14 protein-coding genes and 2 pseudogenes are annotated in these 14,928 nt (G+C 52.9%); 9 read left to right on the forward strand and 7 right to left on the reverse strand.

Going from position 1 to position 14,928, the window contains the following annotated elements; translation table 11 throughout:
- From OGX93_RS03230 to OGX93_RS03240, 3 genes and pseudogenes are all read right to left on the reverse strand, one after another.
- On the reverse strand, positions 1–614 hold a 614-nt coding region (locus tag OGX93_RS03230), incomplete at its 3' end, for a dimethylsulfoxide reductase iron-sulfur subunit DmsB (protein ID WP_012132456.1).
- A 10-nt stretch (positions 615–624) separates the two neighbouring features.
- Positions 625–3,060, reverse strand: coding sequence for a selenate/tellurate reductase subunit YnfF (gene ynfF / locus OGX93_RS03235; protein WP_049011015.1), 2,436 nt, complete (start codon positions 3,058–3,060; stop codon positions 625–627).
- Between the two features lie 142 nt (positions 3,061–3,202).
- Positions 3,203–4,237, reverse strand: a pseudogene (locus OGX93_RS03240) (molybdopterin dinucleotide binding domain-containing protein); the annotation flags it as partial.
- 57 nt (positions 4,238–4,294) lie between these two features.
- On the opposite strand from OGX93_RS03240, the gene OGX93_RS03245 reads away from it, so the two are divergent.
- The 7 genes from OGX93_RS03245 to OGX93_RS03275 all read left to right on the forward strand — a co-directional run bounded on the left by OGX93_RS03245 (position 4,295) and on the right by OGX93_RS03275 (position 10,116).
- Positions 4,295–5,902: a site-specific integrase gene (locus OGX93_RS03245; protein ID WP_170955165.1), complete on the forward strand. Its 1,608-nt coding sequence runs from the start codon at positions 4,295–4,297 to the stop codon at positions 5,900–5,902.
- Positions 5,903–6,396: 494 nt separating this feature from the next.
- Positions 6,397–6,765, forward strand: a complete 369-nt coding sequence (locus tag OGX93_RS03250) for a hypothetical protein (protein ID WP_000113586.1) — start codon at positions 6,397–6,399, stop codon at positions 6,763–6,765.
- 432 nt (positions 6,766–7,197) lie between these two features.
- On the forward strand, positions 7,198–7,713 hold the full coding sequence (locus OGX93_RS03255; RefSeq protein ID WP_001091024.1) for a hypothetical protein: 516 nt from the start codon (positions 7,198–7,200) through the stop codon (positions 7,711–7,713).
- A complete protein-coding gene (locus OGX93_RS03260; protein WP_000199921.1) occupies positions 7,703–8,203 on the forward strand; it encodes a hypothetical protein in 501 nt (166 codons plus the stop codon). Before OGX93_RS03255 ends, OGX93_RS03260 begins: the two co-directional genes overlap by 11 nt.
- 6 nt (positions 8,204–8,209) lie before the next feature.
- Positions 8,210–8,434 (forward strand): hypothetical protein, encoded by a 225-nt coding sequence (locus tag OGX93_RS03265; protein ID WP_286487771.1) that lies wholly within the window; start codon positions 8,210–8,212, stop codon positions 8,432–8,434.
- A 128-nt stretch (positions 8,435–8,562) separates the two neighbouring features.
- On the forward strand, positions 8,563–9,054 hold the full coding sequence (locus OGX93_RS03270; RefSeq protein WP_078309555.1) for a DUF6971 family protein: 492 nt from the start codon (positions 8,563–8,565) through the stop codon (positions 9,052–9,054).
- Between the two features lie 75 nt (positions 9,055–9,129).
- Positions 9,130–10,116 (forward strand): hypothetical protein, encoded by a 987-nt coding sequence (locus OGX93_RS03275; protein ID WP_078309553.1) that lies wholly within the window; start codon positions 9,130–9,132, stop codon positions 10,114–10,116.
- Positions 10,117–10,717: 601 nt separating this feature from the next.
- Here OGX93_RS03275 and OGX93_RS03280 read toward each other — a convergent pair.
- A pseudogene (locus OGX93_RS03280) lies at positions 10,718–12,142 on the reverse strand (molybdopterin-dependent oxidoreductase); the annotation flags it as partial.
- Between the two features lie 171 nt (positions 12,143–12,313).
- Positions 12,314–12,622, reverse strand: coding sequence for a DUF1161 domain-containing protein (locus OGX93_RS03285; protein WP_012132453.1), 309 nt, complete (start codon positions 12,620–12,622; stop codon positions 12,314–12,316).
- A gap of 103 nt (positions 12,623–12,725) precedes the next feature.
- On the opposite strand from OGX93_RS03285, the gene OGX93_RS03290 reads away from it, so the two are divergent.
- Positions 12,726–13,460 (forward strand): YnfC family lipoprotein, encoded by a 735-nt coding sequence (locus tag OGX93_RS03290; RefSeq protein WP_286449506.1) that lies wholly within the window; start codon positions 12,726–12,728, stop codon positions 13,458–13,460.
- Positions 13,461–13,464: 4 nt separating this feature from the next.
- On the opposite strand, the gene speG is transcribed toward OGX93_RS03290, so the two are convergent.
- Together speG and OGX93_RS03300 are read right to left on the reverse strand one after the other, a co-directional pair.
- A complete protein-coding gene (gene speG, locus OGX93_RS03295) occupies positions 13,465–14,025 on the reverse strand; it encodes a spermidine N1-acetyltransferase (protein WP_012132451.1) in 561 nt (186 codons plus the stop codon).
- A 34-nt stretch (positions 14,026–14,059) separates the two neighbouring features.
- Positions 14,060–14,401 (reverse strand): DUF1283 family protein, encoded by a 342-nt coding sequence (locus OGX93_RS03300; RefSeq protein WP_012132450.1) that lies wholly within the window; start codon positions 14,399–14,401, stop codon positions 14,060–14,062.
- A 145-nt stretch (positions 14,402–14,546) separates the two neighbouring features.
- On the opposite strand from OGX93_RS03300, the gene OGX93_RS03305 reads away from it, so the two are divergent.
- Positions 14,547–14,873 carry a YnfA family protein gene (locus tag OGX93_RS03305; protein ID WP_024130346.1) on the forward strand — a complete coding sequence of 109 codons (327 nt, stop codon included), beginning with the start codon at positions 14,547–14,549 and terminating at the stop codon, positions 14,871–14,873.
- Positions 14,874–14,928: the final 55 nt, after the last annotated feature.

Consider the following 14,928-nt stretch of genomic DNA (forward strand, 5'->3'; position numbering starts at 1 on the left):
ACCTCCTTCGGATTTGCCAGATAACCCGTGGTATCCCCGGTCGGGCGGCTGTTGGCGTTGGGTTTAATCACAATGTTCGGTCTGGTGAAGTGCGCGCCCGGCAGCGGCGCAACGGCCGCCAGCGTGCCATGTTTTTTCCGCAGCTCTTCTATCGGGCCAAAGTCCAGCGCGCGCAGCGGGCAGGACTCGACGCAGATCGGTTTTTTGCCGTCGGCAACGCGGTCATGACAACCGTCGCATTTGGTCATGTGGCCTTTGGCGGCGTTGTACTGCGGCGCACCGTACGGGCAGGCCATATGGCAGTAGCGACAGCCGATGCAGACGTCCTCATCCACCACCACAAAGCCGTCCTCGCGTTTGTGCATCGCGCCACTCGGGCACACTTTCGTGCAGGCCGGGTCTTCGCAGTGGTTGCAGGAGATGGAAAGATAGTAGGCAAAGACATTCTGGTGCCAGACGCCGTTATCCTCCTGCCAGTCGCCGCCCGCATATTCATAGATGCGGCGGAAGCTGACGTCCGGGGTTAAATCTTTGTAGTCTTTGCAGGCCAGTTCGCAGGTTTTGCAACCGGTGCAACGACTGGAGTCAATAAAAAATCCATATTGGGTTGTCATCGGTTACTCCTTATACCTTCTCAACCTGAACGAGATTGCTGTGAGACGGGTTCCCCTTCGCCAGCGGAGAAGGACGATGTGATGTCAGAATGTTGATGGAACCGCCGTGATCGACCTGGTCGCCAAACATATCCGCCTTGAGCCAGGCGCCTTGCCCGATGGCGGTAACGCCCGGCAAAATGCGCGGCGTGACTTTTGCCGGGATCAGCATCTGCCCGTTATTGTTAAATACGCGCACCGTGTCGCCCTGTTTGATGTTGCGCGCTTTCGCGTCAATGGGGTTAATCCAGATCTCTTGCGGGCACGCTTGCTGCAACACGTCAATATTGCCGTAGCTGGAGTGGGTGCGGGCTTTATAGTGGAAGCCGGTCAATTGCAGTGGATAGGTTATTCGGATGGGATCGTCCCAGCCATCAAACCCTGGCGCATAGGCGGGCAGCGGATGAACGATCTCATCGTTTTCCAGCTCCCAGGTGTCGGCGATGGTCGCCAGCCGCTCGGAGTAGATTTCAATCTTCCCTGATGGCGTTTTCAGCGGACTGGAGGCAGGATCTTCGCGGAATGCGCGGAAGGCGACATAGTGTTCCTCCGGGCATTTTTTCTTGAAGATGCCGGTGGTTTTCATCTCTTCGTAGTCCGGCATTTCCGGGTTACGCGCTTTGGTTTTGGCATGCAGGTATTTCACCCACTCGTGCTGGGTACGGCCTTCCGTAAATGTCTGGTAGACGTCCGGGCCGAGGCGTCTGGCGATTTCGCTCAGCGTCCAGTAGATCGGCTTTCTTTCAAATTTTGGTGAGGTGGCCGGTTGCCCCAGGATGACATAACCCATGTTGCCTGCGGATTCGTGCGAAATAAGATCTTCCTGTTCCGTTGGCATCAGATCCGGCAGCAGAATGTCGCAGTATTTGGCGGACGCCGTCATGAAGTGCTCAATCCCGACGATCATTTCGCACTTGCTGTCGTCCTGTAATACGTCATGGGTGTGGGCGATGTTGCCATGCTGGTTAATCAGCGTATTGCTGGCGTAGCACCACATAAATTTGATCGGGACGTCAAGCTTATCTTTACCGCGCACGCCGTCGCGTGTGGCGGTCATTTCCGCGCCATGATCGATGGCGTCTGTCCAGGTAAAGACGGAGATCTGCGTTTTTACCGGGTTATCCAGCATAGAAAACCACTCTACGCCGAGGTCCCAGGTGCCTTCACGCACGCCGGAGTTGCCGCCGTTGATCCCGACGTTGCCGGTCAGGATAGAGAGCATGGCGATCGCGCGCGCAGTCTGTTCGCCATTGGAGTGACGCTGCGGCCCCCAGCCCTGACAGATATACGCCGGTTTTGCCGAGCCGATTTCCCGTGCCAGCTGGATGATTTTTTCCGCCGGGATACTGGTGATATGCGCGGCCCATTCCGGTGTTTTGGCAATACCGTCCGGGCTATCGCCCAGAATATAGGCTTTATAGTGCGCATTACGCGGCGCGCTGGCGGGTAAGGTCGTTTCGTCGTAACCGACGCAGTATTTATCGAGGAAAGGCTTGTCGATCAGATTTTCGGTGATGAGCACCCAGGCGATCCCCGCCGCCAGCGCGGCATCAGTACCGGGACGAATAGGGAGCCATTCATCTTCGCGACCCGCCGCCGTATCGTTATAACGCGGATCGATGACGATCATTCTGGCGTTGGAGCGTTCGCGAGCCTGTTCCACATAGTAGGTCACGCCGCCGCCGCTCATGCGCGTTTCTGCCGGGTTGTTGCCGAACATTACCACCAGTTTACTGTTGGCGATGTCATCCGGGCTGTTGCCGTCATTCGTGCCGAACATATAACTCATTGCGGCGCTGATTTGTGCGGTACTGTAGCTGCCGTAACGGCTGAGATAACCGCCGCATGAGTTCATCAGACGATAAGGCACGTTGGAGTTCGTGATGTTCCCGCCATCCACGCCGGTGCCATACAGCACATGTACGGCTTCGTTGCCGTAGTCTTTCAGAATACGCTTCAGGTTGTCGCCAATGGTATCCAGCGCTTCGTCCCAGCTGATACGTTCAAATTTGCCTTCGCCGCGTTTACCGACGCGTTTCATCGGGTATTTAAGGCGATCCGGGTGATTCATGCGGCGACGGATCGAGCGTCCGCGCAGGCAGGCCCGCACCTGATGATTGCCGTAGACGTCATCGCCGGTGGTGTCGGACTCGACCCAGTACACCGCATCATCTTTCACATGCAGCCGTAGCAGACAGCGACTCCCGCAGTTGACGGTACAGGAACTCCAGACCGCTTTTTCTTCCACTGGCGCAGGCGAAAGGCCGTCAGCGGCGCGGGCGATTCGGGAGAAAGGAAGCGTGAAGGCGCTACTGGCGAGCGCGAGACCGCTAATGGCGGATGTTTTCACCAGACTACGACGGCTGATAGTGGCCGTCATGAGCGCCTCAGGCGTGGTGATTTTCATAGTTACTCACTTTGCTTATTGATTAAAAAAAAGAAACGCGATTTATAAAATTTGTTTTTACAGGACGTTGGTTTGTTCGCATGACCGATGGACGTGCGAACACATCCCCCGAAACGCCTGTAATCGTTTCAGGGGATGGGGGTTACACTTTCTCGATTTCGACCAGATTGGTGTGCTGCGGATTTCCTTTCGCCAGCGGAGAGGGGCGCTGCGTCGTTAACGTATTCACGCAGGCGCCATGATCGATGCGGTCGCCTGACATATCGGCATCGTGCCAGGCGCCCTGGCCCATCGCGCTCACGCCGGGGAGAATGCGTGGCGTGACTTTCGCCGGAATGCGGACTTCACCGCGATCGTTAAATACCCGCACCATATCCCCGTTGGCGATACCGCGTTTTTGCGCATCCACGGGGTTAATCCAGACTTCCTGACGGCAGGCGGATTTGAGAACATCAATGTTGCCGTAAGAGGAGTGCGTGCGTGATTTATAATGAAAACCAAAGAGTTGCAGTGGGAATACGCTGCGCTTAGGATCGTCCCATCCTTCGAACGTTGAAGCATAAATGGGAAGCGGGCTGATGACGTCGCCTTTTTCCAGCTCCCAGGTTTGGGCGATTTTAGCCAGGCGGCTGGAGTAAATTTCTATCTTGCCGGACGGCGTTTTCAGCGGGTTTGCCTGTGGGTCTTCACGGAATTTTTTATAGGCCACGAAATGGCCGTTGGGATCTTTACGCTTGTAGATCCCCATTTTTTTCAGCTCGTCATAGCCCGGTAACTCCGGGTCTTTAGCCAGCATTTTGGCGTACAGATATTGCAGCCACTGTTCCTGGGTTCGCCCCTCGGTAAACCTCTGGTGCACGTCCGGGCCCAGCCGCTTCGCGACTTCGCTCATTATCCAGTAAATGGGCTTACGCTCGAATTTAGGGGCGGTCGCGGGCTGGATGAAGATTAAATAACCCATATTGCCCGCGTAGTCGTTAGGAATGATGTCTTCCTGTTCGACCGTCATCAGGTCCGGCAACAGAATATCGGCGTATTTCGCGGAAGAGGTCATAAAGTTGTCGATGACCACGATCATTTCGCACTTTGATTCGTCTTGCAGGATCGCGTGTGTTTTATTGATATCCGAATGCTGGTTGGTGATGGTATTGCCCGCGTAATTCCAGATGGACTCCACTGTCAGACGGATGGACGGACTTGAAGTAGTTGACTCAACGCTACTTAAGGTCCTGATATGACTGACATTAATCATGATAACACTGTATATCCATCCAGTTTTTCCTCTGGGTCTCCCTATCTGTATCAGCAAGTCTACACCTCAAGCCCTGACACAAGGCTGACACAAATCAATCTACTCAGCGTAGCTAAGCCTCAGTTAGTCCGTAGAGCCAATGGTCGATATACTATCCGCTTCAGACTCAAGGGACAGACCATCCCGTTTCTTTCAGTATCGACCCGAAGCACAGACAGGAGAGTAGCCACAATGCGTCAGAGAGAGCTCGCAGCCACAGCTAAGGCCTTCATGTTGGATAGGCCTGAAGTCTCACTACAGGAGCTTACAGAGCATCTCCGGTCTATGGCTGAGCAGTTCCTGACAGACGCTAGTGACGATTACTGGAATGGACTTGAGGTCGCTACTCTGGTCGACGAGAAGTCCAACCTGAGGGAGCTAGCCGCTACGCAAGCCTTAAGTCTGGACCAGCAGAAGGGCATAAGGTTAGCGCTTGAAGTCCTGACCGCAGCACAGCAGAGGGTAGACACTGGTGATACCTCTGGTCTGATTAAGCTGATTGATGATAATAACCATACTGATTACTCAACTATAGGCGACTCTACGTCAATTCTGAAGAATGAGCAGGGGGATAGACCAGTAGTTTTCACACAGGAGCGCCAACCTGAGGTCACTATCGCTGACCAACCAGCTATCTGTAGTTTTTCTGAGCTAGTGTCCTCGCTGCTGGCTGAGAAGGTCCAGACCCTGAAGTCCTCCAGCTACAAGGACCTCTCGTCCTCACTAAATACTGTCTCCCGGTTCCTGCCTGAAGACATGGACCTGATGTCTCGCTCTGAGTGGCTGGCTGTCAGGGACGCTATGCTGGCTTCTGAGGTGAGACCGTCGACGATTAACAAGCTGCTGACTAAGGCGAAGATGTGTCTGGACTATGGCCTGATGAATGGGCAACTTGAGGGCCGCAACCCGATTGAGCGCATGAAGTTAACTAAGGATGTAGACTCCAAGCGTAGAGCATTCACTGACGAGGAGCTGGAGAGACTTCTGGTCCGTGTTGAGTCTGAGTATCAGTTCACACGACACACGGCTCACACGACCTCTGAGGCCCGTAGATGGGCGTCTCTGGTATCTGTGGTCACTGGAGCTAGGTCTGCTGAGGTCTGCCACCTGACTAAACGTGACATTGTAACCTTGGACAATGGGCTGGTCTGTATCGACATCAATGAAGATGGGGAAGGTAAGTCTGTGAAGAACAAGCATTCAGTCCGACTTGTGCCGTTGACCGATGGGGCCTGTGGTCTTGACCTGAAGTCCTTCCTCGAATGGGTAGACATGCAGCCTGACGAGGGTCCTCTCTTCGGGATGACTCCAAGCGCATACTCAAGCTGGTTTAACTCAAGGGTCATGACTGAAGCTCTGGGAGACGCTACGGATGTCTCTCTCCACAGTCTGAGGCATTGGCTGGCTACACGAATGAAAGAGCGTGGAGTTAATCTGGTGGACGCTCAGGGCATCTTAGGTCACAGTAGTCAGTCCATTACGTATGACCTGTACGGGAAAGGACACGCTGTTGGTAGGCTGGCTGAGGTGCTGAAGACAGCTTTACTTTAAGTAGGAAGACCCAAGGTGTAGACCATATACGGCTTGATGGTTGAGACCTTGGGTCACTGAAGTCTGACTGAAGTTAGGGAGGGTGATAATAATCATAATCCCTCCTGACTATAGGTCCACCGGTTCGCCTTCGGCTGTCCGACTTTAAGTCTGTCTGTTGTCTTATTTAAACTGGTTCCCTAACTCAGGTCCCTCCAAATTCCTATGGTCTCCTCTTGACATTCCTGTTTGACTGTGAGTCGCCTCTGGTCTCTCTTTATATATACTTCCTTAATTCCTGAGGCGTCTTTAGTCCTTGACATTCGGTCCAACCTGTGAGTCACATCCGGTCCTCCCTCTTTATATTTACTTCCTTAATTCCTAGGGTCGCCTTAATCCTTGACATCCAGTCCAGCCTGTGAGTCACATCCTGTCGCGCTACTGTATGTATCACCAGTGGTGGACTTGATTATCACTATAGGGGAACCAACTAATTCAACGACAGGAGATACTCTATGGCACGACCAATCGCAACTCACGACAACACGTTCACCAAAGCCTACTTGCAGCAGCACTGCGGGGACCTGCTGTCATTCGATGGTCAGGGTGACTTGAGTGGCTGGCTGGATGATGTCCTTACTGGTGCTGGTCGCCTGAGCGAATCAATGGCAAGCAATACCAAGCCTGTCAGCCCATACTTGATTCTGACCCAACTACTAACGCACGACACATTAACTGTAAGCGCTGTGCAGGAGTCCCTGAGCCGTAAGCGTGTTGCCTTGGGTGAACCTATGGTTTCAACTCGCTACGCTCGCTACGTCTATGCTGCCGTCGTCAGCGCCAGTAAATCCGTCCAGTACCACGCCAGTAAAGCTGGTTCATGATTACGGACCCTAAACTATCACTATAGGGAGACCTGCTTCCGCCTCTGAGTCTGATGCGTCAGAACATGCGAGCATCTGGTCAACCGACATTAAGTATCTCTCCTAAGTAATCAAGGCCCGTGACCGCCTCTGTCAGACCTCCTGTATCGACCTCCAGCTCGTTAGCGTTCTTTAGTCGTCTGTTAGTAGCTCGTCTACTCACTACTCATTGGCTTAAGTTTATCACCGCTCACCATCTGGAAGTCCTTACAACTCGTCCTGACATGCGGTCCCGCCTTTATACATATGGAGACACCCGGTCACTCCAGACCGTCAACATTTAACCATTCACTTTCGTTAAGCACTTTCTGATGGGGGTCCGTTTAGGATGCGTCTGAATGGTGCGGACTCCATGTGGAGACAGAAAGTGCTTTACCAAAGGAGCATCTTTGTATGAATACCGAATTACCTGTAACTAACCGCCAGTTCTTAATCATCCTGCTGACCAATGCAGAGTCCAGTGTCGATTGCTGTCGCTATAACTTAGACCTGCTGAAGTTATCCCGATGGTATGCCCAAGCGGAAGACTGGGACTATGAGAAAATCCGGGAGATGTACGCGGAGCCTATCCAGTCATACCTCCAGACACACACCGAGGAAGAGCTGAAGCGTGGCCTACAGGACATCTTCTATTTCAACAATCCTTACACCTGTGAGGGTGACTCAGAAGAGATGGATTGGATAGCGTCACGCTCTGATGCCGACTTGAAGCACATCTCTAACGCGATGATGCAGGTGGAGAGCAAATGGTCCCGCCGCCTTCAGGTCCTAACTGAAGATTACGAAAACGGCACCTTTGATAAGCTGGTCCCACCTGATGCCGAACGCCTTCAGGCGAAAGCTGACCAAGAACAGCGCTTCAAGTCCTTTGCCGAAGCTCTGGCGGGAGGTGCCTCTTATGACTTCTGACAATAAGCAGGAATACACCATTCATATCTTCGGTCAGGACATCACCAGTCAGGACGGATTGTTTCGACTGGATGAGATACGCCGGGTAGGCATTCAGATTGGTAAGGTAGAAGATAACCGTAGTACCGAGGTTGCTCGCTTCATGAGGACCAAGGCTGGTAGAAGTCTAACCAACCCAGAAAACGGGTTTGTTAAAAAGATTAACATGGGTCACTTAGGGACCTCGTGGCTGGCTGACCCAGTAGCCGCTATAGAGTTCGGTCGGTGGTTGGACCTTGGGTACGGACTGGCAGTAACCCGAGCCTTCGTGTCTATGACCTCCAGCGCCACCGTGCAGTCTGCTGTAGCGTCTGCTGAGGACATCAAGCCGGAGACCAAGGAATTCATCCAGCGTCATGGCACAGGCCTCTACATCGCCGGACGTGAAGTCTCACAGGCTGAGTATTCAGACTATCAAGCTGTGACCGCTGGTCGCTGTGAGTGGAGGTAAGTAATCATGGCTATGATTGACCCTCGTACACCTATCGGCAAAGCGACCCTTCGTTACCGTGTCCTGCCCACACGTCATCTGCTGTCTCTGCTGAGACTTGGAGTCGAAGACCCTGAGCGTCCTTACTACAGCCGTGACGAGCTGATAGCAATGCTGGTCGACCGTGATTTGAATAATCAGTTACGTCGAGCCTTTGCGAAGTCTAGCGCAGCTAGTGAACTGGAGTCTTAACCTTCCGGAAATCTCCGGATGAACCTAATTTAAACACCTTTTGAGAATGACCGATGCGGGGAGACCCGTAGGCATAACTGTGTCTGCGATACCGATAATTCTCACCTTCTCAATAGGAGTACCACCTTATGTTATTCAACAACAACGACTGGAAACTGTCAGTCACCGACATCAATCTCTACGAGAATACTGTGAGTCTGGACGGTCAGTCCTACCCACTGTCCTTCGCTATCAAGACCCTGATTCCGGGCTACCTGTCAGGCTTACCGTCCACCAGCCGCGAGGCGATGGAGTTACTGGAAGCTCTGGCTGAAGCTGGCGTGACCATTGGTAACTTCTTCAGTAATGACCTGATGACCGCCTACCAACGTCGCCAGCAGAACAAGCGAGCCGAGGCTGAGCGTATCGCTAAAGAGCAGCGCATTCAGGCTGAGCGTATGCGTGAAGAGAACATGACCGATGCAGAGTGGCAGAAAGAGCTACAGCGCCGCGAACAGGTCAAAGCTGAGCGCCGGACCTATGGTGAGAACCTCCGCAGTGCTACCCATTCCGCTGGTCGCTCCCGTGCCGCTATTGTCGCTGACATTGAGTCAGGCGGTAACTGGATGGACAGCCTCTAAGACACAGACACACAAGTGGTCCTGACCCGATGTCGGGACCCACAGTATCCAAACTAATTTAGGAGATTGATTATTATGACTATGACTAAAGACGCTTTCCAGTTCGGCATTGAGCCAGTACGTATCACCGACACCGACAACATTCAGGTTAACGGAGGTCTGCCAACTAACGCTGACCCACAGGTCTATGCCCTCCAGTTAGCTAAGACGGTTAAGGCTATGCTGAACGGTGTACTTAAAGACGCTCAGGATAACATTCCGTTCCCTGTAGAAGTCCTGCCTACCCGCAATAGCCTGCCTACCCCAATCATCGCCCACACTCTGTCTGACCGCTCTGTGGTCGTCCCTGTACGCGGTGGTGAGCGACCTGAAGTCGTGACCGTTCCGTCTGGTCAGGAGATTGTCGTCGAACCTATCGAACAGGCAATCCTCATCTCGGAGCAAACTAAACTGTGGGACGCCAAGTCCTCCACTGGTTTCACTCATGGCACACTCCAGCAGGACGCTATGAACATCTGTGAGAATGTGGTCCGTACCATCAACGCTCGCATGGTTGACGTTCTGGAGTCCTCCAAGCTGCTGAAGACCGTAGAGCTGCCAGTCCTGACTGGAAGCCTGACCACTAAGGCAGACGCTATCATGGACGCTCTGTTTGAGAACACCGAGTCCTCTTTCGGCTCTGAAGTGTCTGATTACGGCATCATCGCCCATGAGTCCCAACTGAAAGCGCTGTCCCGTCTGGCTGCTAAACAGGGCTTCTCTGGTGAAGACGCTATCGTGGATATGCTGGGTACCGACATCGCGTATTACAACGGTGAAGACAAAGGCGTATTCATGCTGGCTAAACGCTTCACGGCCCTGAGCTTCGGCTGCTTCCGTCACGACGGTGAAAATATTACGGTCGTCCTGTCTCGTGATGGTGACACCCAGTCTCACTCTCTGGAAATCCTCGGTAAGGTGTTCGTTGTCGCTGAAGCTGCTACGACAGTTAAGCTGGACACTGGCGCTGCAACCGCAGTCCTGCCTGTAGTCAAACGCCTGAAGTTCACCAAGGCTGAATAATGGGTAAGAGCGTCAGTAAGGGCCTCCGGTCCATCGCTAAGGGCTTCTCTGCTGGTGGTGGTACATCCGTATCACCTCCGGTCCCTGCGCCTGCTGTGGAGCTTCCTGTAGAGCCTGATGCGTCACCAGTGGTGGAGACACAGAGCGACACCCCGGTTAAGACTCCTAGCATGGGTAAGGCTGGGCTGAATGTTGGCAGGACTTCAGGTGGTGGATTATCAATGTAATTAATAACTATGGTCTGGACTTCGGTCTGGACCTTGTTTAATGTAATAATATAACATAACAGGATGGCGCATGGACCTGCATAAAGTCTATCTTGTCGTCTTCCTGCTGAAGCTGGTGCTGGTGGTCGTGCTTACAGTCAGGGTACGATGAGTTTTGGACCAAAAGTTAGAGACCTCATTCAATACAATTAAGACACCAATGTTCCCCGGTGCCACCCTGAGTCCTGACAAAGAGGCCACCGGGGTCCTGACCAGCCGTCTAGACATCCCGTCTAATGACACAAGGCTGACACAAAGCCTGACACAAAGCCTGACACAAAGTCCTTGACTCAATGCAGGACCTCAGGCCTACTAAGGGTCCGCTTCAAGTCCTTGAAGTTCCAGATGAACTTGATCGGCACATCCAGCTTTTCTTTACCGCGCACGCCGTCGCGCAGGGCGGTCATTTCCGGGCCGCGGGCAATGGCGTCCGTCCAGGTAAACACGGAGATCTGCGTTTTTACCGGGTTTTCCGGTAACGGCATGCGTTCAATGGTGATGGTGTAGGTGGATTCGCGCGCGCCGCTGTTCCCGCCGTGAATACCGACATTGCCCGTCAGAATCGGCAGCATCGCAATCGCGCGTGCGGTGAGTTCACCGTTCGCCTGACGCTGCGGGCCCCATCCCTGACAAATACAGGCCGGTTTAGCTGCGCCAATCTCTCTGGCGAGCTTAATGATGCGATCCGCCGGAATACCGGTAATGCGCGACGCCCACTCAGGCGTTTTGGCCGTGCCGTCTTCGCCCTGGCCCAGAATATAGGCTTTATAGTGACCATTCGCTGGCGCATCGGCCGGTAGCGTTTTTTCGTCGTAACCCACGCAGTAGTTGTCGAGGAAAGGCTGGTCGACAAGATCTTCGGTGATGAGCACCCAGGCCAGTCCGGCGACCAGCGCGGCATCGGTGCCGGGACGAATAGGTATCCATTCGTCTTCACGTCCTGCCGCGGTATCGGTATAGCGTGGATCGATAACGATCATGCGCGCATTTGAACGTTCCCTGGCCTGTTCCAGGAACCAGGTAATTCCGCCGCCGCTCATACGGGTTTCTGCCGGGTTATTACCGAACATCACCACCAGTTTGGTGTTTTCGATATCGGAGGTGCTGTTACCCTCGTTCGAACCATAGGTGTAGGGCATAGCCGCCGCGATTTGCGCGGTGCTGTAGGTGCCATAGTGGCTAAGAAAACCGCCGTAACAGTTCATCAGGCGGGCCACCAGAGAGGCGTAAGGCGAGGAGCGGGTGATGTTGCCGCCGACGATACCGGAGGTGTAGTTAATGTACACCGCCTCGTTACCGTATTTATCGACCGTGTTTTTCAGGCTGTTGCTGATGGTATCCAGCGCTTCTTCCCAACTGATGCGCTCAAATTTTCCTTCGCCGCGTTTGCCTGTGCGTTTCATCGGGTAGTTGAGGCGATCAGGATGGTTAATTCGCCGACGGATTGAACGTCCGCGCAGGCAAGCGCGCACCTGGTGATTGCCATAGACATCTTCGCCAGTGTTGTCGGTTTCCACCCACCAGACTTCATCATCTTTGACGTGGAGACGTAGGGCGCAGCGGCTACCGCAGTTGACCGAACATGCTCCCCAGACCACTTTGTCTTTAGCGGGCTGGATTGCCTGCTGCACGGCAGCCGCAGCGGTACGCATCCCGAAAGGCAAGGAGACCCCTCCGGCAGCGAGCGCCAGCGATCCTATCGCGGTGGATTTCACTAACGTCCTGCGGCTGATGCCTCCCTGTTGTTCAACATCGGACATAATTCACTCCATTATAGTTATCGTTATATAATTATGTTTATAACGAAATTAATAGGATACTAATGAAAGAGTGATTTTAACCCCTTATAGGTAGGGGTTATTAATCCATGTCAAAATTGAGGGAATCTTTCTAAGAGGGAGTAAGAGCCTGGTATATCAGGCTCTTATCTGTTATTGAGGTTCGACAGCATGCCCGTCCTGAGAAGGACTGGTACTGGCGGGGGCGTTTCCGCTGCTGGTGCGGGTATACAAAATTTTATGGGTATCGTTTGCACAGTGGCCTACGACCTGGGAATCGGGCTGATCCGCCTGGTCATTAGGAACAATAGTTAACGTAAAACTGGACTCCGCCACACCATTGTTAATGATGCGCTGTTCGATGTCGCTTTTGACTCTTTCACATGACTCCGGCGCCGCCAGTACCTGCGGGGAGGCGACGATGAGCAGACACGCTGCAATTCCTGCTGAGATTTTCATCATTCACTCCTTTTATGAACACGATAATGAAAGCTTAGCATTTCTAGTGTAAACAACTGTATTTGCTAATATGATTGAGAATCATCTCCTTATCCTGGTGAATAACGTGAAGAAACAGACCCTGGTGAGCTTTCTGTGTGTGCTGCTTGTTGGATGTGATAACGCCACTGTTCTGGTCTCCTTTACCCCGGAAATGGCCAGCTTTTCCAATGAGTTCGATTTTGATCCGTTGCGCGGCCCGGTTAAAGATTTCAGCCAGACGTTGATGAACGACAAAGGGGAAGTGACGAAGCGCATCAGCGGAACGCTTTCGCAGGAAGGCTGCTTTGATACGCTGGAACTGCACGATCTGGAAAACAATACCGGGTTGGCGTTGGTACTGGATGCAAACTACTACCGCGATGCCGAGACGATGGAGAAAAGAGTGCGCTTGCAGGGGAAATGTCAGTTGGCGGAGTTGCCCTCGGCAGGCGTGGTCTGGGATACGGACGATAACGGTTTTGTTGTTTCCGCAACGGGAAGAGAGACGAAGGTACAATACCGCTATGATGCGGAAGGGTATCCGTTGGGTAAGACCACCATCAGTAAAGACAAAACGTTATCTATTGATGCAAAACCGTCGGCGGACCCGCTTAAAAAGCTCGACTATACGGCGGTCAGCCTGCTAAACGATCGCCCGTTAGGCAATGTGAAGCAGACGTGTGAATATGATAATTACGCCAATCCGATCAACTGCCAGCTTGTGATCGTTGATGAAAGCGTCGAACCCGCCGTTGCGCGGAGCTATACCATTAAAAATACGATTGATTATTACCCGGCTGTGTCTGACACAGCCGGGTAGCGGCTTACTGTGCGGTAGGCTTCAGCAGGCTTGAGCCCGGCGTTTTGTGATCGTCCAGATATTGCTGCTGGAAAATGCACATACGAATGGTGTTGCGGTATTGGCCATTGATAAAGAACTCATGAATCAGTTCACCTTCAACCATAAAACCTAACTTACGGTAAATGTGAATGGCTTTTTCGTTTTCTTTATCAACGATCAGATACAGCTTATAAAGGTTGAGTACGGTGAATCCGTAGTCCATCGCCAGCTTCGCTGCGCGCGAAGCCAGCCCTTTTCCCTGGTATTCCGGCGAGATGATGATTTGAAACTCAGCCCGGCGGTGAACGTGATTAATTTCTACCAGTTCGACCAGACCGGCTTTTTCGCCGTTGCACTCCACGACAAAGCGCCGTTCGCTCTGGTCATGAATGTGCTTATCATACAGGTCAGACAGCTCGACAAACGCTTCGTACGGCTCTTCAAACCAGTAACGCATTACGCTGGCGTTGTTATCAAGCTGGTGGACGAATCGTAAATCTTCGCGCTCCAGCGGGCGCAACTTAACACTGTTGGCGTGGGTCATTTTGTGTCCTTACCGTCTGTCGCTCAACGCACTGTTATGGCGCAACGGTACGGCCAGTACGACGATCCAGGCAACGCAGCGTATTCGGTTCCCAGTACGCGTTAAGGTTGGCGCTCTGCTCGCACTTGTCGCGGTTATCAAACGCGGCGTCGGCTTTGTCCCACTCTTTCTCCGTGCGCGTGTTCACTTTCTGGCGCAGGCTGCGGGTATCATTCCATTGTTCCTTTTCCATGGCTGCGTGTTGGCGGCTTTGCGCGCTGTCTCCAGATTCAATGATCAGTTTGCTGGTATTCGCGAATGCGGAGGTGGTATACACGACAGCACCCAGCGCAAGCATTGCCGTCAGGCACAGGCGTTTGCTAAGTGTATTGTTCATGGTTAATTCCTTTCATGATAGAGGGACAAAACTTGTTTAAATTCTACACCATTCCTGGCGCAGGGCATACCCATCCTGCGGGTATGGATACGAAGGCGCTATTCTGGCGTATCATGCTTAAACCTGACGTAACGCAATGATGATGATGCTAAAAACAACACTTCTTTTTTTCATGACCGCACTGTGCGAAATCGTGGGCTGTTTTCTGCCCTGGCTATGGTTGAAGCGGGGCGCGACGGCCTGGCTGCTGGTTCCGGCGGGAGTCTCACTGGCGTTATTTGTCTGGCTGCTGACGTTGCATCCGGCCGCCAGCGGCCGCGTCTATGCGGCTTATGGCGGGGTCTATGTCTGTACTGCGCTGTTATGGTTACGCTTTGTTGACGGCGTCAGACTCAGTCTTTATGACTGGTCAGGCGCACTGATCGCACTCTGTGGAATGCTGATTATCGTTGCCGGGTGGGGGCGCGCTTAAGCGCCTTATTTTGTGATCGATGAGCGATTTTTTGATCATTATACTTGTATGGTAG

Source organism: Citrobacter sp. CK195 (genome assembly GCF_030333365.1).
GTDB lineage: Bacteria > Pseudomonadota > Gammaproteobacteria > Enterobacterales > Enterobacteriaceae > Citrobacter_B > Citrobacter_B koseri.

Excerpts from the sequence above, each read along its gene's own strand:
- speG (WP_012132451.1), bottom strand. The coding sequence starts at position 14,025 with ATGACCCACGCCAACAGTGTTAAGTTGCGCCCGCTGGAGCGCGAAGAT.
- OGX93_RS03270 (WP_078309555.1), top strand. The coding sequence starts at position 8,563 with ATGTTATTCAACAACAACGACTGGAAACTGTCAGTCACCGACATCAAT.
- OGX93_RS03245 (WP_170955165.1), top strand. The coding sequence starts at position 4,295 with ATGACTGACATTAATCATGATAACACTGTATATCCATCCAGTTTTTCC.
- OGX93_RS03255 (WP_001091024.1), top strand. The coding sequence starts at position 7,198 with ATGAATACCGAATTACCTGTAACTAACCGCCAGTTCTTAATCATCCTG.
- OGX93_RS03275 (WP_078309553.1), top strand. The coding sequence starts at position 9,130 with ATGACTATGACTAAAGACGCTTTCCAGTTCGGCATTGAGCCAGTACGT.
- OGX93_RS03300 (WP_012132450.1), bottom strand. The coding sequence starts at position 14,401 with ATGAACAATACACTTAGCAAACGCCTGTGCCTGACGGCAATGCTTGCG.
- OGX93_RS03250 (WP_000113586.1), top strand. The coding sequence starts at position 6,397 with ATGGCACGACCAATCGCAACTCACGACAACACGTTCACCAAAGCCTAC.
- OGX93_RS03285 (WP_012132453.1), bottom strand. The coding sequence starts at position 12,622 with ATGATGAAAATCTCAGCAGGAATTGCAGCGTGTCTGCTCATCGTCGCC.
- ynfF (WP_049011015.1), bottom strand. The coding sequence starts at position 3,060 with ATGAAAATCACCACGCCTGAGGCGCTCATGACGGCCACTATCAGCCGT.
- OGX93_RS03305 (WP_024130346.1), top strand. The coding sequence starts at position 14,547 with ATGCTAAAAACAACACTTCTTTTTTTCATGACCGCACTGTGCGAAATC.
- OGX93_RS03260 (WP_000199921.1), top strand. The coding sequence starts at position 7,703 with ATGACTTCTGACAATAAGCAGGAATACACCATTCATATCTTCGGTCAG.
- OGX93_RS03265 (WP_286487771.1), top strand. The coding sequence starts at position 8,210 with ATGGCTATGATTGACCCTCGTACACCTATCGGCAAAGCGACCCTTCGT.